The organism is Erythrobacter sp. S57(2025), from assembly GCF_057365055.1.
The window spans coordinates 441033-460614 of sequence record NZ_CP200299.1 but is presented as its reverse complement, the minus strand read 5'-3'; the positions used below and the strand labels follow the sequence as shown (position 1 = coordinate 460614).

General features: G+C 55.2%; 19 protein-coding genes, 1 tRNA gene and 1 pseudogene. 9 read left to right on the top strand and 12 right to left on the bottom strand.

Annotated elements, in window-relative coordinates; genetic code table 11:
- The first annotated feature begins 28 nt into the window (after positions 1-28).
- The 7 genes from AC0V6N_RS02080 to AC0V6N_RS02050 all read left to right on the top strand — a co-directional run bounded on the left by AC0V6N_RS02080 (position 29) and on the right by AC0V6N_RS02050 (position 4025).
- Positions 29-250 (top strand): isopropylmalate isomerase, encoded by a 222-nt coding sequence (locus AC0V6N_RS02080; protein WP_486169937.1) that lies wholly within the window; start codon positions 29-31, stop codon positions 248-250.
- A gap of 10 nt (positions 251-260) precedes the next feature.
- Entirely contained in the window at positions 261-860 is a 600-nt protein-coding gene (gene leuD / locus AC0V6N_RS02075) for a 3-isopropylmalate dehydratase small subunit (protein ID WP_486169936.1), read from the top strand.
- A 15-nt stretch (positions 861-875) separates the two neighbouring features.
- Positions 876-1874: an NADPH:quinone oxidoreductase family protein gene (locus AC0V6N_RS02070; RefSeq protein WP_486169935.1), complete on the top strand. Its 999-nt coding sequence runs from the start codon at positions 876-878 to the stop codon at positions 1872-1874.
- Between the two features lie 75 nt (positions 1875-1949).
- A complete protein-coding gene (locus AC0V6N_RS02065) occupies positions 1950-2273 on the top strand; it encodes a DUF1476 domain-containing protein (protein ID WP_486169934.1) in 324 nt (107 codons plus the stop codon).
- A gap of 6 nt (positions 2274-2279) precedes the next feature.
- The gene (locus AC0V6N_RS02060; RefSeq protein WP_486169933.1) at positions 2280-2513 is read left to right on the top strand and encodes a BolA/IbaG family iron-sulfur metabolism protein; all 234 of its coding nucleotides are present in this window, start codon (positions 2280-2282) and stop codon (positions 2511-2513) included.
- Positions 2514-2552: 39 nt separating this feature from the next.
- Entirely contained in the window at positions 2553-2888 is a 336-nt protein-coding gene (gene grxD / locus AC0V6N_RS02055; protein WP_486169932.1) for a Grx4 family monothiol glutaredoxin, read from the top strand.
- Positions 2889-3218: 330 nt separating this feature from the next.
- Positions 3219-4025 carry an NUDIX hydrolase gene (locus tag AC0V6N_RS02050; RefSeq protein WP_486169931.1) on the top strand — a complete coding sequence of 269 codons (807 nt, stop codon included), beginning with the start codon at positions 3219-3221 and terminating at the stop codon, positions 4023-4025.
- Positions 4026-4054: 29 nt separating this feature from the next.
- Here AC0V6N_RS02050 and AC0V6N_RS02045 read toward each other — a convergent pair.
- Positions 4055-4131, bottom strand: a tRNA-Arg gene (locus AC0V6N_RS02045).
- 60 nt (positions 4132-4191) lie between these two features.
- Between AC0V6N_RS02045 and AC0V6N_RS02040 the strand changes: the two genes are divergently transcribed.
- A complete protein-coding gene (locus AC0V6N_RS02040; RefSeq protein WP_486169930.1) occupies positions 4192-5064 on the top strand; it encodes a queuosine precursor transporter in 873 nt (290 codons plus the stop codon).
- Between the two features lie 9 nt (positions 5065-5073).
- Here AC0V6N_RS02040 and AC0V6N_RS02035 read toward each other — a convergent pair whose 3' ends face one another.
- The 11 genes and pseudogenes from AC0V6N_RS02035 to AC0V6N_RS01985 form a co-directional block, all read right to left on the bottom strand.
- Positions 5074-6621, bottom strand: a complete 1548-nt coding sequence (locus tag AC0V6N_RS02035; RefSeq protein WP_486169929.1) for a Ppx/GppA phosphatase family protein — start codon at positions 6619-6621, stop codon at positions 5074-5076.
- Positions 6618-8819: an RNA degradosome polyphosphate kinase gene (locus AC0V6N_RS02030; RefSeq protein WP_486169928.1), complete on the bottom strand. Its 2202-nt coding sequence runs from the start codon at positions 8817-8819 to the stop codon at positions 6618-6620. The genes AC0V6N_RS02035 and AC0V6N_RS02030 overlap by 4 nt, the downstream gene beginning before the upstream one ends.
- Before the next feature lie 101 nt (positions 8820-8920).
- Complete coding sequence (gene virB11 / locus AC0V6N_RS02025) at positions 8921-9958, bottom strand: P-type DNA transfer ATPase VirB11 (RefSeq protein ID WP_486169927.1); 1038 nt, start codon at positions 9956-9958, stop codon at positions 8921-8923.
- Between the two features lie 24 nt (positions 9959-9982).
- The gene (locus AC0V6N_RS02020; protein WP_486169926.1) at positions 9983-11113 is read right to left on the bottom strand and encodes a TrbI/VirB10 family protein; all 1131 of its coding nucleotides are present in this window, start codon (positions 11111-11113) and stop codon (positions 9983-9985) included.
- A gap of 22 nt (positions 11114-11135) precedes the next feature.
- Complete coding sequence (locus tag AC0V6N_RS02015) at positions 11136-11984, bottom strand: TrbG/VirB9 family P-type conjugative transfer protein (RefSeq protein ID WP_486169925.1); 849 nt, start codon at positions 11982-11984, stop codon at positions 11136-11138.
- Positions 11981-13171 carry a TrbL/VirB6 family protein gene (locus tag AC0V6N_RS02010; RefSeq protein ID WP_486169924.1) on the bottom strand — a complete coding sequence of 397 codons (1191 nt, stop codon included), beginning with the start codon at positions 13169-13171 and terminating at the stop codon, positions 11981-11983. Before AC0V6N_RS02010 ends, AC0V6N_RS02015 begins: the two co-directional genes overlap by 4 nt.
- A pseudogene (locus AC0V6N_RS02005) lies at positions 13168-15612 on the bottom strand (VirB4 family type IV secretion/conjugal transfer ATPase). The gene AC0V6N_RS02010 and the pseudogene AC0V6N_RS02005 overlap by 4 nt, the downstream one beginning before the upstream one ends.
- Before the next feature lie 35 nt (positions 15613-15647).
- On the bottom strand, positions 15648-15956 hold the full coding sequence (locus tag AC0V6N_RS02000; RefSeq protein WP_486169923.1) for a VirB3 family type IV secretion system protein: 309 nt from the start codon (positions 15954-15956) through the stop codon (positions 15648-15650).
- A 7-nt stretch (positions 15957-15963) separates the two neighbouring features.
- Positions 15964-16299 carry a TrbC/VirB2 family type IV secretion system protein gene (locus AC0V6N_RS01995; RefSeq protein ID WP_486169922.1) on the bottom strand — a complete coding sequence of 112 codons (336 nt, stop codon included), beginning with the start codon at positions 16297-16299 and terminating at the stop codon, positions 15964-15966.
- A gap of 36 nt (positions 16300-16335) precedes the next feature.
- Positions 16336-16986, bottom strand: coding sequence for a lytic transglycosylase domain-containing protein (locus tag AC0V6N_RS01990; RefSeq protein WP_486169921.1), 651 nt, complete (start codon positions 16984-16986; stop codon positions 16336-16338).
- A gap of 206 nt (positions 16987-17192) precedes the next feature.
- Positions 17193-17615 carry a tetratricopeptide repeat protein gene (locus tag AC0V6N_RS01985; protein WP_486169920.1) on the bottom strand — a complete coding sequence of 141 codons (423 nt, stop codon included), beginning with the start codon at positions 17613-17615 and terminating at the stop codon, positions 17193-17195.
- Between the two features lie 317 nt (positions 17616-17932).
- Between AC0V6N_RS01985 and AC0V6N_RS01980 the strand changes: the two genes are divergently transcribed.
- Positions 17933-19489, top strand: a complete 1557-nt coding sequence (locus AC0V6N_RS01980; RefSeq protein WP_486169919.1) for a hypothetical protein — start codon at positions 17933-17935, stop codon at positions 19487-19489.
- Positions 19490-19582 lie beyond the last annotated feature (93 nt).

The following is a 19582-nucleotide window of genomic DNA, read 5'->3' as shown; positions in this document are numbered from 1 at the left end:
ATCCGCAAGGGGGCCCCAAGAGTATGGTATGACTGATAAAACCCCTCCTGAAAAGGCAGGCTCTGAGGAGCCAAAATCCTCCACCGCCCGCAATGCTGCTATCGGTGCAGCCGCAACCATTGGATCAGCGGCCATTGCAGCAGCGCTGCTCTATGCAGGCAAGCGCTTTCGCGAGAAATCCAAGAGCGGTGCTCTGGGCCCTGATCAGGCAAAGACGCCACCATCCGGTGAACCGCCCGAAACCGATTAAGGATCTAAAAATGGATGCTATCTCGCGGGTCTCAGGCCGCGCCATTCCACTGGCCGCGAAGAATGTTGATACGGATATCATCATTCCTGCCAAGTGGCTCAAAACGATCACCCGCGAAGGTTTGGGTGAAGGTGCTTTTGAGACGATCCGCGAACAAGATGGAAACGTGTTTGACGACCCAGCTTTCGCAGGCGCACCGATCCTAATCGCAGGCGATAATTTTGGCTGTGGATCGAGCCGTGAACATGCTGCCTGGGCGATGCTTGATCTTGGCATACGCGCGGTCATCGCCCCAAGTTATTCCGACATCTTTTCGGGCAATGCGGTGAAGAACGGCATTTTACCTATCGTCCTACCGCAAGATGCGGTGGACCGCCTGCTGGAGGTGGCTCGCGATGGTCACGAAATCGATATTGATCTGGACACGCAATCGGTGACCACGCCATTCCAAGATCGATTTGCCTTCGAAATTGACCCATTTCGCAAACACTGCCTGATGGGCGGCCTTGATGAAGTGGCGCTTACTTTGGAACGGCAAGAAGCCATCGGAACTTACGAAAATCGCCGGAAAGCCACGCAAGACTGGCTGATGACCGGAACCAACATTTAAGGGAGAGAACTCGCCATGAAAGCCATCCAAACGCACGAAGTGGGCGGCCCAGAAACACTCACATTAGATGAGATCGAGGTCCCAACCCCCGGCAAGGGTGAAGTGCTTGTCGCGGTAAAGGCTTGCGCGATCAACTATCCCGATACGCTGATGATCCGCGATCTCTATCAGTTCAAGCCAGAGCGTCCATATTCCCCTGGTGGGGAGCTCGCTGGCGTAGTCGAAGCGCTTGGCGAAGGGGTAGAAAACTTTAAGATTGGCGACCGCGTCATGGCAGGCATGGGCAATGGCGGATTGCGCGAAAAAGCGATCGTCCCTGCAAACCGCATGTTCCCAATTCCTGACAGCGTACCGTTTGAAAAAGCAGCATCATTGCTGATGACATACGGCACAACCATCCACGGCTTGAAAGATCGCGGCCACATCCAAGAAGGCGACGTGGTCCTTATCCTTGGCGCGGCTGGCGGTGTAGGGCTTTCCGCAATTGAGCTCGCAAAGGCGTTTGGTGCACGCGTTGTGGCTGCTGTCTCTAGCGAGGCGAAAGGCGAAGTGGCTCGCAAGGCTGGCGCGGACGAGGTTGTGATTTATCCGCGCGAGGAAATGGACAAAGCTGCTTCAAAGGAACTGGCAAATGCGTTCAAAGCAGCTTGCGGTCCAACGGGCGCGAACATCGTCTATGATATCGTAGGTGGCCAGTATTCAGAGCCAGCATTGCGCGCCATCGCTTGGGAGGGACGCTTCCTCGTAGTTGGCTTCCCGGCGGGCATTGCAAAAATGCCGCTCAATCTGACGTTGCTCAAGTCTTGCGACATTTGCGGCGTTTTCTGGGGCGCATTTACTGCGCGCGAACCGGCGAAGTTTGTGGAGCAGGTGAAGGAACTCTTCGGGCTTATGGCTGCAGGAAAGATCGATCCCCTTGTCTCAGAAACCTTCCCACTGGAACGCGCCGGCGAAGCAATTGCCAAGCTTGAGAATCGCGAAGCGGTTGGCAAGTTGGTTGTGACAATGGACTAATGCCCCATGCAGCGCTTGCCGCTGGCGGCGCTGCACCCTACTTTAGTCCCAACACTTTTCTAAGGGATCTGACCAATGACTGATTTCAAAGATCGCCAACGCGGCGAAGAAGCCAAATTCGCGATGGACGAGGAAACTGCCTTTAAAATCGCGGCCCGTCGCAACCGGCTGCTCGGTGAATGGGCCGCTAGTGAAATGAAACTCACGCAAGAAGAAACCGACGCCTACAAAAAGGCTGTTGTGCAAGCCGATTTTGAAGAAGCTGGTGATGAAGACGTGATCCGAAAACTGCTCGGCGATCTAACCGCAGCGGATACCGACATTTCAGAATCTGATATTCGAACAAAGCTTGAAGAAATGAGCATTGAGGCCAAACGCCAGCTAATGAGCGAGAGCTGATCCATCATGCCAATGGCAGGACCAGATATCAAAGCAGCGATCTTGGCTGCTATGCCCGGATCAATTGTGGAATTGCGGGACTTGGCCGGTGATGATGATCATTGGGCAGTCACCGTCACCTCTGCGGAATTCGCGGGCAAGAGCCGCGTGCAACAGCACAAAATGGTCTACGCCGCGATTGGTGAGAAGATGGGCGGCGAGCTACACGCCTTGCAAGTCACTACCGTGCTCCCCACCTAAATATCAGAATTACTCAACAAAACACCGAAGGCCCAAACCATGGCTGATGAAACCAATACCCGGATCGAAACCGTCGTAACCGGCAATGATGTTGTCCTTTTCATGAAGGGCACTCCGCTCTTCCCGCAATGCGGATTTTCAAGCCGCGCTGTGGCGATACTTGATCATTGCGGCGTTCAGTATGAAAGCGTTGATGTCCTACAGGACATGGAAGTCCGCCAAGGCATCAAAACTTATTCGGATTGGCCCACTATCCCGCAGCTTTATGTGAAGGGTGAATTTGTTGGCGGCAGCGATATCATGATGGAAATGTTCGAGGCTGGCGAGCTTCAGCAGATGATGGATGAAAAGCAGGTCGCCAAGATCGAAGGCTGACTATTTTCACCTCCCAGCGCAACGACGTTCGGCAAAGGTTCGATACAAAAAGAAAAACCGCCCCGTTGTACCAGACGGGGCGGTTTTCTCTTGCACGGGGAGGTGAGACCCAGAGACCAGGAAGGGCCCACCTCTAAAAATTGAAGACCACTTTCTTCACGACCTACTATGCACCGCGCGTGCCAAAAATGAATTTCTTCATACTTTCAATCGCTTGGTTGGTTTCCAGTAATTAACTTATTGCGGACTTGTAAGGTTTACCGACAGGCCTTGCTATTGCATTTCCCGCTGGCCCTTGGCTTTCCGATGCCAGATCGGCATCACCTACTAATGACCAGCGAATCTGCAACGCCGCTTGAAGCCGCACCTAAGGGTATTCCCGCAGCAACGATCATAATTTTTCGCGATGCCCCTGATGGCGGCGTGCCTGAGATATTGATGACAGTGCGTTCGCGCACAATGACCTTTGCTGGCGGCATGGCGGTGTTTCCCGGTGGCCGGGTTGATGATGCGGACTTTGGGTTAGGCGAGCAGCTTGTCGCCCAATCTAATTTGGCCATCGCATCGGACGAGGCTGCTCATCAAATTGCTGCGATCCGCGAGACACTTGAGGAAACTGGCCTTGCGCTGGGCTTGAGCGGTGAGCTGACAGCCCGGCGTGCAAATGAAGCCAGAGCGTTGCTGGCCGAGAAATCCGCATTGGCTCCTGTGTTAGATCACTTTGGTTGGCAGATCGACCTTGATCAAATCACGCCGTTTGCTCGCTGGTATCCCAAGAACGAGAACATTTCTCGCGTATACGACACGCGCTTTTACCTCGCCAATTTGGGCACGGGCGATGTAGAGGTTTCAGCTGACGAATCCGAAACGGCAAAGCTATTTTGGACAACAGCGCAAGGCGCTCTCGACATGGCAGAACAAGGCGAGATTAAGCTGATTTTCCCAACTCGTCGCAATCTTGAGCGGCTCGCCCTGTTCGCAAACTTCGAAGAAGCCCGCGCACATGCCGAAGCCATTCCCGTCAAAACGATTATCCCACAGATCGACACGAGCGGTGAAGCACCCATGCTTACAATAATGAGGGATGCCGGATACCCGATAACTTCCGAACTCTTGGAAACGGTTGCCCGAGGTTGATCCCGCACACGGTCCAACGACGATAAAAATGGCGCGCCCTGCAGGAGTCGAACCTGCGGCCTCAGGATTAGAAGTCCCGTGCTCTATCCAGCTGAGCTAAGGGCGCGCAGCCACACGCCCATAGCGATCTTTGCGAGGCTTTCAAATCACGCTAATGCCCTCACCCATGGAAAAGATCGATCCTGCCGCCGAATTTGACCAAGACCCCCATGATGGGATCCAGGCAACGAGCTACGCGCCTGTGACATTCCGATACTACGAATATGTCATGGCCGCCTTTGTCGCGATCCTGCTGCTGTCCAACATCATCGGTGCAGCCAAGCTTACATTTATCGAAATCAGTTGGTGGCCATCAGGTATGTGGCCCGCTCCCGATGGCGTGTTCATCTATGGCGCAGGGATTCTGTTTTTCCCATTGGGCTATGTGATTGGCGACATCCTGACGGAGATTTACGGCTTCGCGAGAGCCCGCCGTGTCATCTGGACCGGTTTTGCCGCGATGATCTTCCTCGCTTTCATGAGCTACATCGTCGTGAGCTTGCCCGCCTTTGACGGCTGGGCCTGCTCTGCAAGTGGCTTTGATGGACAAGGCCCGCTTACCTCAACAACCGATCCTGATGGACCCACGGGCGACATTTGCCAGCAAACGTACGAATCCGTGTTTGGCAGCACATGGCGCATTGTTGTCGCCTCTATCATCGCGTTCTGGGCGGGAGAGTTCGTCAATTCCTATGTCATGGCGAAAATGAAAGTCTGGACAAAGGGCAAAGCACTCTGGACCCGCACGATCGGCTCCACAGTAGTGGGACAAGGCGTAGACAGCCTCATCTTTTACCCCATCGCCTTTTGGGGCATCTGGACCACCGAGGCAGTGATCACAGTGATGATCACCAACTGGCTGCTCAAAGTGTTCTGGGAAGCCGCACTGACGCCGGTGACCTATTTGGTCGTAGGTAAGCTTAAAAAGGCTGAAGGCGTCGATTTGTTCGATACAGAGACCGACTTCTCACCTTTTTCCAGCAAAGATGCGAAAGCTTAGGCGCAAGCCTTATGAGTTTAGCTCCTCGTCTGGAACAATCTCAACGTTCCAATCAAGTCCGAGCCTACCCGCTAACAGCTTCATGTCTTTTTCAGTTGGAAGACCGAACAGTGCACCGTGAGAAATCGCAAGGCGCAGCACCAGAATTTCATCGCGCACGAACAATCTACTCACTTGAAGTGAACGCCTAGATCGCGCGCCAAGCCGGCGCGCCAAACGGATCGCAAGTCCCCAGCATATCGCCTCCTCAAGCGCCTCTTCGCTTGCCAAGGCTTGCACGTCACTTGGCAAATCGAGTGCGTTACCATTGGCCGCAATAGCGGCTGCAAGCATCGCACGCTGGGCGCCATCGACTGCGATCCAGCGTTTATGCATGGCCCAGTCAATCGCTTGTGGCAGGCGGATGTTTGGCTCAATCTGCATCGATGCGAGCCCCAGTTTTGTCGCGGCCAATCTTAGCCGTTCGCTGCCATGTGCACTTGCGGGCGCCGCATCTACCGTCCAAGCGGCAATGCGAGTAGCAAGAGTAGGGGGCGCACCGCGCTGCGTTGCAAAGACCGAAACACCCGCCAGCAAGGGATCTTGCGATTGGTCGTGCGGCGGCAAGCTATCATAGAGCAATCCTTCACGGAGACCCCATGACGAGAACACCAGTTTTTCAGGGCATAGCCTTGCCAAAAGCGCTTGAAGCAGCACTGCCGCATCGGGCAGTTTCTCAGCGCGCATTGTAGAGATCCGTTCGCGCCGTTTTAGGGTTTCGGGAGTCTCTTCTACCAACGTCGCCGCCAGCTCGCGCGCCTCTTTCAACGATAGTTCAAACCCATGCGGGTCCGATAATGGGTGCCCACGGTCCTGCATCGCAAACACTGCCATCGCTCGCCATGTTCCGCCGACAAGATAAAGCGGCTGTGCCTCGTGATCTTCAGACTGAGAAAGGTCCCATCCTGACTTCCGGATCACTTTCTCAAGCGACTTGCGCATATCAGCATCGCTCGATTTGCTCTTGTTGCCGCGAAAGTCTGGCAATCGCAGCGCACCGAGCGGCAGCGTCACCGCGCGTGCAACTTCACCTTTATTGAGCTCCACAAGTTCAAGACTGCCACCGCCAAGGTCTGCAACATACCCTTGAGCACCCGGAAATGCGCCTGCAACGCCATGTGCGCTCAGCGCAGCTTCTTCTTCGCCCGTCAGGATACGCGGCTTGAATCCCAGCCCTTCTAGTGTTCTGACAAATTTAGAGCCATTGCTCGCCTCGCGAACAGCAGCGGTTGCAACGGTTTCAACATTCTCGATACCAAGATCATCGAGCAGTACAGCAAAGCGTTCAAGGCCGCGCATAGCGAGCGCGATTGCCTCGTCCGTCATAGCTCCGTTTTTGGTGAGGTCTTGCCCGAGTTTTGCAGTGACTTTCTCGTTCAAAAGCACGGTCGGCGCTCGCATAGAGCCACCATAGATGACCATCCGAACTGTATTTGACCCAATATCAATAATTGCCCGTTCAGGCGTATTGCCCGCAAAGACTCCATCCCTGTCGCCCCGTTTGCGCTTCAAATTCATCCAGCACGGCCTCTGCGCAGGGAAAGTTTGGGCACACCGTCCGCCTCTAGCGAGCCACCACGACCGGACAACGATGGGTTTGTCATGAAATATCGGTGGCAATTGAAAGGCTTCGCATCGGTTTCAACGCGCGAATAGCTGCCGTCGGGATGCAACCACCAGCTTTGCTCGGTATCAAGCATATTGGCGAGCAAGACTTGCTGAAGGATTTGATCATGGACGGTACGATTCAGGATCGGGATGAGCGATTCAACCCTGCGATCCAGGTTACGCCCCATCAAATCAGCTGATGAAATGAAAACGGCAGCATTTGGCCCTGGCATCGGCTCCCCGTTGGCGAAAGCATAGATGCGGCTGTGCTCAAGGAAGCGGCCGACGATCGATTTCACCCGGATGTTCTCGCTCAACCCACGTACACCGGGCCGTAGACAACAAATCCCACGCACAACCAGTTCAACCGACACGCCCGCATCGCTTGCCGCATAAAGTCGGTCGATCATGCCTGAGTCGGTAACTTGATTGCATTTCATCCAGATAGCAGCAGGCAACCCCTTGGCGGCATTGGCAATCTCTGCATCGATCCTTCGATAGATTTCCTCACGTAGGTCAAGAGGAGCAATTGAGATCAATTCTAAACCGCTGGGTTCGACGTAACCGGTCACAAAGTTCATCATCTTCGCAGCATCGCGGCCCAGCTTTGGGTCTGCAGTGAAGAAGCTCATGTCGGTGTAAATCTTCGCAGTGACAGGGTGGTAATTGCCGGTCCCAAAATGGCAGTAGGTGCGAAATCCGTCGTCCTCACGCCGCACAACCATCGCCGTTTTTGCGTGGGTTTTCCAATCGGTGAAGCCATAGATGACCTGAACCCCTGCACGCTCCAGCTTGGTTGCCCATTTGAGGTTCTGCTCTTCGTCAAAACGGGCCTTCAACTCGACCACGGCAGTGACGGAAATGCCCGCCTCTGCTGCTTCGATCAGAGCGTTGATCACGGCAGATTGCGAACCTGCACGGTATAGAGTTTGCTTGATCGCTACCACGTCAGGATCAGCAGCTGCTTGCCGGATGAAATCAACCACCACTTCGAAACTCTCGTAGGGGTGATGGATGACAATGTCCTTTTCACGAATGGCGGAGAAAAGGTCTCCGTCATGTTCACGCACGCGCTCCGGATAACGCGGCGAATAGGCATCGAATTTTAGGTCAGGTCGGTCCTCATCAACAATCTCAGCCAATCCATCGATACCGATCATGCCATCGGTCTTGATCACGGCGGCCTCATGCACGCCAAGATGTTCGAGCAGCATTTTCTCGGCCTGAGGATCAAAATCCTCCTCAAGTTCAAGTTGAATCACCTGCCCTCGCCTGCGTCTTTGGATGGCGCTTCGGAAAGTGCGGACGAGATCTTCTGCCTCTTCTTCGATCTCAATATCGCTATCGCGCAGCACACGGAACAACCCATCGCCTTCGATTGTGAAGCCGGGGAAGAGCTTTTTCGCATAGCGCTGCACGAGACTTGCGATGGAAATGTAAATTGCCTCACCCGTTCCGCTAATGTCGCTCGGCACACGGACAAAACGCGGCAACGCAGTCGGTATTAGGATCATCTCCATGATCTGTTCTTGATCGGCATCGCGGGTCAGCGTGAAAAGCAGCCCCATGCCTTCGTTATGGACGAAGGGAAACGGGTGTGCGGGATCGAGCGCCTGCGGGGTAATGACCGGGAGAATTTCTTCGAGGAAGAACGCTTCGAGCCAGTGATGCGCCTCAGGCTTTATGCGCAACTCGTCGGCAATATGAATATCGGTTTCAGCAAGCGAAGTGCGCACTTCGCGCCAAATATCTTGCTGACGCTCTGATAACTCAGCCAGCTTTGCTCGCACTGCCAGCAATTGCTGCTTGGGGGTACGACCGTCGATTGAGGGCTTGTCGATCCCGCGTTGCGCTTGCCCCACAAGGCCAGCAACACGGATCATCATAAATTCATCGAGATTACTTCCCGAAATGGATAGAAAGCGCAGCCTTTCAAGCAGCGGGTAACGCGGATTGCAGGCTTCGGCGAGGACACGCTCATTGAATGACAACCATGACAATTCACGATTGAAATAGACCTCTCCGCCTGGCGCTACGTTGGATGGCGGAGCAGAAGGAGGAGTTGCCGCTGAAACATCGGGCACAGTGCTCGTCATCGGGCTGCTCATTCAACGTCCTGCCAAATCTGAAAGATCAATATGCCATGCATGGTCGGACTTCTAATTCACGACCCTTGCTATGTCACTTATCTCTCTGAAAATTCGCTTACTCAGATGAGTGATTTGCTATCCGCGATAGCGGTGATCCCGCGCTTGCCACTCGCATCGCGTCCTAATTGGACGATCACATCGATCACATTGGCAGCATAAGCAATCGTATCGGCCCGTGTGAGACCAATGCCGGTTTGCATGACCATCAAGGAGAGCTGCTCAAGAGCGCCTTTCAAAGAGTTAGCGTGGATCGTTGAGAAACTGCCAGGATGCCCGGTGTTGATTGCGCGCAGAAAAGACACACTCTCTGCGCCCCGCAATTCACCAAGGACAATGCGATCGGGGCGGAGGCGAAGGGCTGCCTGAAGCAACTCATTAGGAGTTACCTTGGCTTCGCCTAGCTCACCTTTGACAGCGACCAGGCCAACACAGTTTTCTCCAGGGAATTTCAATTCAGGCGTGTCTTCAACCAGAACAACGCGCTCTTGATGTGGTATTTCTCCCAGCATTGCATTGAGAAACGTGGTTTTGCCTGTGCTCGTGCCACCAGAGATCAAAACGGTGCGTCGGTGGCGAATGGCCTCACGCAGATAATTGATCGGATGCAATTGCGCGTCAGGCAGCTCAACCACTTGCTCGCCAAGAAGCGGGCCTGTGTCATAGGCGTCAAGCGGTAGATCAAGTCGTCGGTGGCGGCGAATGGCCATCACCCAGTGCTTTCGGCTTGCTGGCGGACCGCAAAACTGAATACGTGCGCCGTCTGGTAAAGTCGCACCTAAAAGCGGGTGCTCGCGATTGATCCCTTGATGGCTGACCCGCGCGACCTGTTCCGCTAAACGTTGAACGAGGCGATCATCAATTTCTGGAGTAGCAATCCGTTTGATGCCAGGGTCAGAGGCGTCCTCAACCCATACTTCGCCCGGTTGATTGACCATGATCTCTGTCACAGTGTCGCGGTCAAGCCAGCGCTTAAAAGGGGCAAGATAGGCATCAAGATAGACGCTGCGCTCACCACCGATGGTTTTAAACTCAGCCTCTTTGCTCGCTTCGCCCAATAAGTCACCGTTACCGTTGAGAGGATGGATATCTGCGGTCATATCGTCACATCGGCCAGATGCCGATCAATTGCTCACCGAACTGAAGTCGAGTGGTCGAGCGGTGAACACACGAATTGGCTCACCCATACGAACACGTATTGTAGGCGGGCGCTGCCCATCTTGCTGCAAGGCTGTGCTTGCCGCGCTTTGCCCTGCCCCGGTGATCAAAGTTGTTCCTCCAGAGGCAATCGCGCCAAGGCCGCCGACCACTGACAACAGAATGGACGAGCCAAAGCGGCTAAAGAAATGGGTGTCGACATCGCCTGCGAGGCCCGTCGTCCCGTCAAAGCCAACCGCAGGAGACTGTATCTGCACAGTTGCGCCGTCGGGCCGGATCAAATCGGTCCATATGACGTAGGCGCGTCGCTGACCCTGCTGAACGCCTGACTGGTACTGGCCAATCAATCGAGAGGAGCGTGGGATCAGAATGTTTTTGCCATCAAAGCTGCGCACATCCTGGCTTACCACCGCCCGGACATAGCCGGGCACATCGGTGTTGATCGCTGTCTCCAGGACGGCAGGGATCATCGTCCCCTTTGTTACAGTGGTCGATGGATTGGTCATCGGAACCGCTTGCGCAGGCCCTCCGCCAACGCCGCCAATTCGGCTCGCAAAGGCTGCCGCTGAGCTGCCAGCACCGGTATCTCCAGTGCTAGTCGTCGCCGCACCCGACTGTGCGCCGGTTATAGGCTGAGGCGCCGCCGCTGCCGCTGCGGCACTCGCATCGTAGACTAGACTTGGGCTGGCATATGGATTAACCGCTGGTCCCGCTGCGACAACAGGCGAATTTGCATAGATTGGCGCAGGTGCGGGATCGGGTCGCGTAGGGACAGGCGCGGGAACCTGAGCTGTTTGCGGCGTGGCAGCCGGAATTGGCGCTGCTGACTGCGGGGATTGCGGACCTGGGTTCTGCTGCGACAATGGTTGCTCAGAAGCGGTCATTGCCCAAAAGCTTACCGCACCGAGCAAGCCAACAATGGCAACTCCTGCGGCCAAGCCTAACCCTTCAGTCTTGGATTTGCGGTCGGCCACGGGAGAGAATCCACTGCGGCTAGCAAGATCAATGACGTCCGCAGATTCGTCATCACGCGGGTCAAAATCCCCAGCATTGCTACCATCGCCCTTTTTGGGCGGAAGACGCATAGCAAGACGCATTATTTCATCTCCCGTTCGAACATCATGATCCCCGCACCGCATCACTGGCAGCATTTGCGCTGCGCTCAGGCGCAGGATTGGTATTGGTCAAAGTTGCACTCTCACGGCCAGAGCGCAGGATTATCTGGGCTGGAACCATATCGAGTACCACGGTATCGCCGCGCGGCGTGAAGTTTACAGGGCCCTCATCTCCATCCGCATTTGTCACAAGGATAGCTGGTATCGGTGTACCCGCGGGCCATGTCAGGAAAACGGCTTGTCCATTGTCAAACACCCGCGCAGGAAACAGATCGCGATCACCCTGCGTATCCCAAGCGAAATTGAGCAAGGCTGGATCGGATACAGCGTAAGGATCACTCGCCGCTGCCAATTCTACGGCATTGGGTTCGCCGAGCGCCTCCTGCTCTGCAGCTTCTGCTGCAGCAAGTGCAGCCTCAGCCTGAGCTGCCTCCAATTCTGGATAGCGAAACTCCAAGACATAAAGCGGTTGGTTGCGCGGAGATGCAACCAGATCGAACAAGTAGGTGCGCTGGCTCGTCACAACAGTCATGTTGGTGCGGGCATTTGCTTCTAATGGCTTCACGAACAGGATCGATTGCGCCTGATTGGGCTGAATCTGCCATACCGCACTATCGCCCACAGCCACGTTCTGGATCACTTCGTCGGGGCCAAATTTGATCGTCGTCTGGACACGAGTTTTGCCGCGAATGGTGAAGACCCGGCTTTCATCAAATGTCTCTGTAACAAGGCGCGGATCGTTGGCTCGCACTTGCTCGGCGGGTGCGGTGCTGTTTTGCGCAGAAGCCGGAATGGCAATTCCAAGCATAAGGCCCATAACAGGCAGCCGAAGGTATTCGGCACGGATCATCATTGTGTCTCCGATTTTCGAGCAGCACCGCTGGCGCCCACTGGACGGAACCGATTACCGATTCCGCGTGTACGTGAAGCAGACTGGCTATTCGAACCGGCCTGACCTCCGCCTGAAGAAGTTGCAAAAACCTTTGTCTCGCGCACTGTGTTTGATCCAGTAGAGCCCATCGTGTCATTTGCCGCAATTGCGGTCGGCACAGAGACATCGATACGACGCGGAACCGCCGCATTGGAAGCCGTGGGGACCACTTGACGCGCGCGATCTATGGCAGCGCCTAAAGGCTGAGCAGTTGGCGTCATTTGAGGCGTATCGACACCGCGCGTGTCAGCTTTGTCCGGGGTGGCGAGTCCAAACACCTGCCAGCCGCCGACCATTTTGGCGGAAACAAACAGGACCATCAGCATCAACATGCAATGGACAAATCCGACAAGGAAGAAACCCATCGCAGCTTGCTGGTCGATCTCTCCCGGCACAGCGACAAGGGCCGCAAGGATTGGCACCGCCATTTCCAGCATGATGGAGCCACCGACAACTGCAAAAAGGGGAGCCAATGCGAGCATGACCAAACCCTTGAGCCAACCCACAAACAGCCCGCGCGTACCGTTGAATAGCGCGAGGACAACGAAAATCGGTCCCACTGCAAGCAACAGAGCAAGTCCGATGCGCGCGGTTACGAGCAGGCCGACCGTCCCAATCAGCAAAAGCATCGCACCGATCCACATCATGCCTGGTGGTGAAAAGGCGCTGATATCCTCTTGCCCCGTGCTTGCCTCTTGCACAGCGAGGAAAACAATATCGAGCTTGGTCGCAAAGGTCGCCGTCGCAGAGCCGGAACTATCGGTTAGGATGCCTGCGATCTGGTTGGGTCCGCCAACGACAAGATTGTAGAATACCGTTTGAAAGGCCGCGAAGCTTGTTGCGAAAGTTAGAACCAACCCGATCGTCATCATTTTCGGAATGACAGCGCGAATTGAGATGTTCGAACGGCCCAGCAGCAGGCTGATCCCGAAGAACGCAACGTAAAGCGTCAGCACGATGGTGAGCACCATTCCGAGCTGACCATCGGAGCCAAACAACCGGCTGAACGCCTGCTCACTCACTTCGCTTGCAATGCAATCAACCGCAGTCAGCGCCGCAGCGACGCCCGTGCCCATGTCTTGGGCGGCAAGGTCGCACGTGGTCGTCATTCGGCAGCCTGCCAGATCGGACTTCCATCCTCGTCCACATCGCTCGACCCGTCGGGCCAAGCGCGGTTGGTTAGCGCAGGATACCAGGTGCTTGGCTCATCACCCACAGCTTCGCGCACCAGATCGAGGCGGCGTACGGCTGCTTCGCGGCCTGAAAGGATGGTGAGGACCTCAGGCGCACCTGAAAGGTCGAGCCGTACTACCACACTCGCATCAGGCTGACGCACGAGGAAACACCGCGAATGCGCGGGCAGGGTTCGGATCAGTGCAAGCTCATGATCTGTCAGACCAAAGCCATCGCAATAATCCTCAGGCCGTGCACGGCTATTGGGCATAAAGACCATCGTGGCGGTCTGTTCCACCAATGCGGTTGAGATGCGGCTTTCCAGTGCATCCTTTGCCGATTGAGTTGCAAAGCCGACTAATGCATTGCGCTTTCGCAAGGTTTTCAGCCAGTCGCGAATGCGTGCGGCAAAAACCTCATCATCTAGCGCCTTCCAGCCCTCATCAATCAGGATCATGGTGGGTTCGCCATCCAACCGCTCATCAATACGGTGGAAGAGATACATCATGGTCGGCGTGCGCAAACGCGGGTTTTCGAGCAGTTGCGTCATGTCGAAGCCGAGCACGCGCTGATCAAGGTCAAGCGCGTCTATCTCATTGTCGAACAGCCAAGCATGTTCACCGCCATCGCCAGTGACTGATCCAATCCATGCAGCAAGACGGTCTGCTAAATCACCCGGTTCAGGGCGCCGAGCGCCTGAAAGCAATTCTTTGAAGTGGCGCAATCGACGCAAGCTCGGATCATTCGCGTAAGTCGCATCGACAGCTGCGCTAATAGTGGCAAATTCCTCAGGGCCATTGGCCTCTAGCAGCACACCCAGCCAATCGCGCAGGAAAGCCTTGTTCGAAGGCGTATCGGGCAGCGAAAGCGGGTTGAAGCCGGTTGGTTCTCCCGGGTTAATACGGTCGTACGTGCCGCCAATGCCGCGAATAAACAACTCTGCTCCACGATCTTTATCAAACAGGATCGTGCGCGGTTTGAACTTTTGCGCTTGGGCTGCAAGGAAGTTCATAACGACTGTCTTGCCTGACCCCGAAGGACCAATGACCGAGAAATTGCCAAGGTCGCCGTGGTGGAAGTTAAAGAAGAACGGGGTGGCGCTGGTTGTTTCCAGCAAAGTCACCGCATCGCCCCAATGGTTGTTCGCCGCTTGCCCCAATGCAAAGCCGTGAAAACTACCAAAGCTTGCCATATTGGCAGACGAGATGAGCGCGCGGCGCACGACATAGTCTTCATTGCCAGGGAACTGCGCCCAGAAACTCGGCTCAAGATTGGTGTCTTCGCGCACGGCAATTGCACCGGTATCTGCGAGCGCAGCTGAGCACGCAGCCGTTGCGTCATCTAGCCGATCCAGAGCACGCTCTCGTACTAGGACAGTCAGATGGTGATCGCCAAACCCGACACCGCCATTACCCAGCGCATCACGCGCCGCCATCATATCGGCTCGCTCAGCCGCAGCCTCTTCATCAACCGATCGCGAACGACGTAACGCCAGATCAATTCGTTCTCGCGCCGTAGTGCGCTCATTTGGCGCATAGCTCTCAGTCACGATCATCTCATATGGCAGCCGCAAGAGCCCATCGAGCAGGCCCGGAGAGGTTGCCTCGGGATAATCCTTAAGCCCGAGAATGGCTGAAAAATCGGGATTGCCGCTGCCCCGCAGCTCCATCGCATCCAAGCCAAAACTAGCGCGGCGATAAGGAAGCATGTGCCCGATATCGGTATCACTTGCCGGGCGACGCACGGGTCGCATTTCACCGTTATAGATCGCGGAGAGCAGTTCGAGCATCTCCGAATTTGTACCACCGCCATCTGGCGTGTTGTAATCCCCGAGAACCGCTGCGCCATAGGCAGAGAGCGAGGCGGTAACCCCCGTGACGGCAGCTTTCAGGCTGCGAATATCTTTGGGGTCTGCTTCCAATTCACTTGCAGCCGTGCGGGAGAAGAACTTCGCCATCCGCTCTGGCAAACCCGTCTTGCCCCGTGCTGGGCGCCGGATCAGGGTCACAAACTGATCATTAATAAACAACGATCCGCCCGCAAGCCGCTCTTTCCAGCGAGCATCTATATGGCGTGAAAGGGTGTCCGGGAACTCAGCGTCTAACTCCACCTCAACTCGGCGACGAATGACGTGGTGATAGAGGACAAATCGCGCATCAAGCGTGGAGCGCAAGACGACTTCGCGCGTCGCTGCATGTGCATTGAGCGCATCGGAGTCTTCGGTTTCGAACAAAAGTCCAGGCACTTAAATCGCGCTCATGACTGATCCATCGCGCAGCAACACGGTGTTTTCGTCAATGAGCCGCTCATAAGGCAGGCGATCGCCAACGCGCGCTTCTTTGGCGCTCCATGCCGCAGGTCCGATCCACTTTGCCATATCTAGCCCCTCCCTATGAGGCCTCAGACACGTTCTCAGGGCGCATAGCTATTGCACCCCCAACGTTTGAAATTGGGCACGCGCGGGCATTTTGAGACTTTGGTGATCCAAAGATCAAAAATTCGCGGTTCGCGAAGACTCGCAAAATAGCCAATCAAATGCGTCACCAATGGCACCAGCAAGAAAGCCAGCAGCATCAACGTATTGGTCAGAAAGTCCGACAGGATGAGAAACGCGATCGTCGTCACCATCATATTGATGACAAAGAAGTTCATCGTCACGCCTGCAAACATTTGCGGGCGCGTAAGCGTGCGATGAACAGGATGGCGGACAAGGTCTGTCATGCGTTGATTATGCTACCCCTGCACCGCTGATAGTCGCCACCAGACGTGGCGCGCCAAAGATAATAAACACACCGATGATTACCGTTGCGCCATAGCGCCAATTCATCCGGCCAGTGAGCATCATGAAGCCCACTCCCGCCACAGCCATCACAGCCACAGTGGTTGCAATAGGGCCAAGCAAGATGCCCTGCATCCACAGCAAAGCGCTGGTGATCGGATCACCGCCTTGATTAGTGCCCTGATTAACAGCCTGCGCCATTGCCGCGCTTGGCAATGCCAACGCGGTTAGCAAAGCAGCCATTTGGGCCGAAAAACGAGTAAGCGACATCATTTTATGTTCCATGTTCCTTTAAACGGAGGCCCTGCCCAAATCCTGTGTCTAGCGACCAGCCGACGTCGGGCCGGGTCGAGAGTGGTTGGACAGGCGCCCCATAATCGATGCGACGTAATTCTGCGTTTCGCGAATATTGGGAATGCCATTGGCGCGGATCACGCGGCCTGGCCCAGCATTGTAGGCAGCCAAAGCCCTTTCAAGATCGCCATCAAACCTGTCGAGTTGTTCACGCAGATACCGCGCGCCGCCCTCAAGATTTTGCATCGGATCATCGGGATTCACGCCAAGATAGCGAGCCGTGCCCGGCATCAGTTGCGCCAGCCCCCTTGCCCCTGCATGGGAGACCGCATTTTCACGCCAGCGGCTTTCTTGCCAGACCAGTGCTTCTAGCAGACTGGGGCTCAAGTCAAAGCGTTGTGCAAGTTCCTGGATCTTTGCAGCATATCGAGCCGGAATACCGGCTGCATTACTAGTCGTGTTGCCGACAATCGCCTCTGGAACGATCACAGCGCTTAAGTCCGTTTGAGCGGTTTGATTGTGTGCGGGCGCTGCTGGCGCACCAACGAGCACAGAGTTACCGCCGGCCACCCAGCGGGCGCCGCTTGCATCCAGCTCCATGACATCTGCTTTGGCGTTGGTAGCAATCAACGCCATTGAGACGGCAAGACAGTATGTGCTTGCACGTGCGAGAATCATTCCGGGCCCTCCAGAAGCTCTCTATTGTCTATCGTAAATGACACGCAGGTGACAGCCTTTGGTTTAACCACCATCATACGGACGGATGTCGCCGTACTAGTCTTGTGACCAAACTCGCGCTTCGATTGACCAAAAGAAAAGGGGCAGACCGACCTCTTCAGCTCGATCCACCCCATTTTCGATGACTTTCAAAGCGCGACGGCTGATCACTCACGCAATGTGAATTGCCGAGATGGGCGCATAGTCGTGCGGAATTCCCCGCGATCGAGCATGCCAAGTGCACGGCGTGCGAGACGTCGCGAATCTGTATCACGGCCAGAGGCGGTTTGCAGCTCCATTACTTCGCCGCCTTCAAGAGCAGCCTGAAAACTGGCGCGCGCTTCTGCGTCACTACCAGCTTGCGCATACGCAATCCCAAGGTTGATCAAAATCGCAGGATCACCGGGATGCTCATCAAGCGCGGTCTTTAGCAGCGCAATTGCGCGCACGCTTTCACCCTGGCTCAATGTCGCGGCCGCAAGCGTTTCATCTCCTACCTCACTCGATTGCGCCAAAGCAGGCTGCGTCAAAAGAGCAGAACCAGCCAAAGCAAGTGCAATGCTGAAAGGCTTGAGGGTCACGCGTGTCATTGTGTCATCTCCAAAATCATTGAGTGAATAATGACATTAGTTTCACGGAAATGCAACATCATTGTAACATTGTCATATTCAGTGAGATAACTTCACATTTTTCCGCCTTTTTTCAATCGTTTAATTTGTCTCAAAAATGTCATTTTGAAGACTCTTTTGGGAATTTAATAGGTCAGAAATGTCATAATTTGGCATTGTGACGATTGTTACGCATTGGCTTAAGCGACGCAAAAATTCTGTCACACAGCGCGCCTAGCGGTCTCCTCGCGAGCCAACTCGCATTGTTCCGATTCTCGGTTTTTAGGGGACCGCTTGCTGTGAAAAACATCCAACGCACTCTCGTTCTTGGCGCTAGCATTGTTGCACTTGCTGGCTGCGGCGCTGATGAAATTGTCTCGCCCGGCACTGGTGGTGACATCATCATCAATAACCCCACGCCAACTCCCACCCCCACGGCAACCGGCGGTACTGGAAATGTTACTCCAGCGGCGGGGTGCCCCACCATCGCATCGACCGGCGGTTTGACGGATGCAGGCACTATTCCTGGCCCAACTGGTGAGTATCGCGTTTGCACCTTGCCAACGACCTTTGATGTCGATGACAGTCTTCCAGCAATCGAGGGTCTGCTTTACCAAATCGTTGACCGCGTAAACGTAGGCACCGACCAAGGTTTCAGCAGCACCGGAACTGATGTCACCTTGACTGTTGAGCCGGGTGTGATCTTCTTCGCTCAAGGCGAGAGCTTCTTCGTCGTCAATCGCGGCAACACCATTGAAGCCAATGGAACGGCGACGAACCCGATCATTTGGACTAGCCGCGACAATGTGATCGGTGTTGCTGGCGACAACAGCCAAGCACAATGGGGCGGCGTAGTTCTTTTGGGACGCGCACCCGTTTCGGACTGCTCGACACAGGTCTTCAACACCACGGCAAACCCAAATGCTAACCCGCAATGCGAACAGCAGCTTGAAGGCACAACGGTCGCCACACCGTTCGGCGGCACAGACCCTGCAGACAGCTCAGGCTCATTCACTTTCAACCAAATCCGCTACTCGGGTTTCGAACTTCAACAGTCGAATGAGCTACAATCGCTGACCACTGGCGGCACCGGTTCAGGCACCGTCATCAATAACCTGTTGTCGTTCAACAGCTCTGACGATGGCGTTGAGTTCTTCGGTGGTGAGGTCAACATGACCAACCTCGCTGTGATCGGCGCTTCGGACGATTCAATCGACGCGGACTCCGGCGTTCAAGCCAACCTCGAAACCGTGGTAGTTGTACAGCGCGCCTCAACAGGCGACAGCATTGTTGAATTTGATTCTCCAGACGACTTGGGCGACGGCACGCCGGGCAATGCGCTGCCGCAGAGCCGTATGAACATCAACAACTTCACATTCGTGCAACGCTCATCATCGTCGAGCCAAGCGGTACGCGCTCGTGGCGGTCCGGCACTTGGTCTCACCAATGGCGTGATCGATGTCGACAGCGCGGGCGATGTCTGCATTCGGATTGACGAGCAGATCACCTTGGCGGCGATTATCGGCTTTGACTCAGTGGTTTGCGACGGCGTTGATCGTCCAGTTCGCGGCTCTTCGGGTGTCTCTGATGCGGAAGTTCAAACGGTTGTCGATGCGGGCACCAACAACAATGTGACGTTCACGCTCTCGCTTACCAACACATTGGTGAACGGAGCGAATGAGAACGGTGTCACCGTATTTGATGCAACTGCCCGCTCGGCTTTCTTCTCTACCTCCACCGCGATTGGCGCAGTTCAGGCTGACCTGACCGCCGACTTTGGCGATTGGACCTGCAATTCTGCGACAATGGATTTTGCCAGCGCAAGCGGCGCCTGCACGTCTCTGCCAGTCAGCTAATCGCGCAACTCAATTTGGGGAGGCGCGGCATTTGCACGCGCCTCCCCGCATCTATCTGAGCGGGCCTATTTTCATAGGCTCGCTTTCAATTCA

Bases quoted from the DNA above. Each gene is read 5' to 3' on its own strand.
- AC0V6N_RS02065 (WP_486169934.1), top strand. From the start codon at position 1,950: ATGACTGATTTCAAAGATCGCCAACGCGGCGAAGAAGCCAAATTCGCG.
- leuD (WP_486169936.1), top strand. From the start codon at position 261: ATGGATGCTATCTCGCGGGTCTCAGGCCGCGCCATTCCACTGGCCGCG.
- AC0V6N_RS02080 (WP_486169937.1), top strand. From the start codon at position 29: ATGACTGATAAAACCCCTCCTGAAAAGGCAGGCTCTGAGGAGCCAAAA.
- AC0V6N_RS02040 (WP_486169930.1), top strand. From the start codon at position 4,192: ATGGAAAAGATCGATCCTGCCGCCGAATTTGACCAAGACCCCCATGAT.
- grxD (WP_486169932.1), top strand. From the start codon at position 2,553: ATGGCTGATGAAACCAATACCCGGATCGAAACCGTCGTAACCGGCAAT.
- AC0V6N_RS02060 (WP_486169933.1), top strand. From the start codon at position 2,280: ATGCCAATGGCAGGACCAGATATCAAAGCAGCGATCTTGGCTGCTATG.
- AC0V6N_RS02070 (WP_486169935.1), top strand. From the start codon at position 876: ATGAAAGCCATCCAAACGCACGAAGTGGGCGGCCCAGAAACACTCACA.
- virB11 (WP_486169927.1), bottom strand. From the start codon at position 9,958: ATGACCGCAGATATCCATCCTCTCAACGGTAACGGTGACTTATTGGGC.
- AC0V6N_RS02020 (WP_486169926.1), bottom strand. From the start codon at position 11,113: ATGCGTCTTGCTATGCGTCTTCCGCCCAAAAAGGGCGATGGTAGCAAT.
- AC0V6N_RS01990 (WP_486169921.1), bottom strand. From the start codon at position 16,986: ATGATTCTCGCACGTGCAAGCACATACTGTCTTGCCGTCTCAATGGCG.
- AC0V6N_RS01985 (WP_486169920.1), bottom strand. From the start codon at position 17,615: ATGACACGCGTGACCCTCAAGCCTTTCAGCATTGCACTTGCTTTGGCT.
- AC0V6N_RS02035 (WP_486169929.1), bottom strand. From the start codon at position 6,621: ATGAATTTGAAGCGCAAACGGGGCGACAGGGATGGAGTCTTTGCGGGC.
- AC0V6N_RS02015 (WP_486169925.1), bottom strand. From the start codon at position 11,984: ATGATGATCCGTGCCGAATACCTTCGGCTGCCTGTTATGGGCCTTATG.
- AC0V6N_RS02000 (WP_486169923.1), bottom strand. From the start codon at position 15,956: ATGACAGACCTTGTCCGCCATCCTGTTCATCGCACGCTTACGCGCCCG.
- AC0V6N_RS02010 (WP_486169924.1), bottom strand. From the start codon at position 13,171: ATGACGACCACGTGCGACCTTGCCGCCCAAGACATGGGCACGGGCGTC.
- AC0V6N_RS02030 (WP_486169928.1), bottom strand. From the start codon at position 8,819: ATGAGCAGCCCGATGACGAGCACTGTGCCCGATGTTTCAGCGGCAACT.
- AC0V6N_RS02050 (WP_486169931.1), top strand. From the start codon at position 3,219: ATGACCAGCGAATCTGCAACGCCGCTTGAAGCCGCACCTAAGGGTATT.
- AC0V6N_RS01995 (WP_486169922.1), bottom strand. From the start codon at position 16,299: ATGGAACATAAAATGATGTCGCTTACTCGTTTTTCGGCCCAAATGGCT.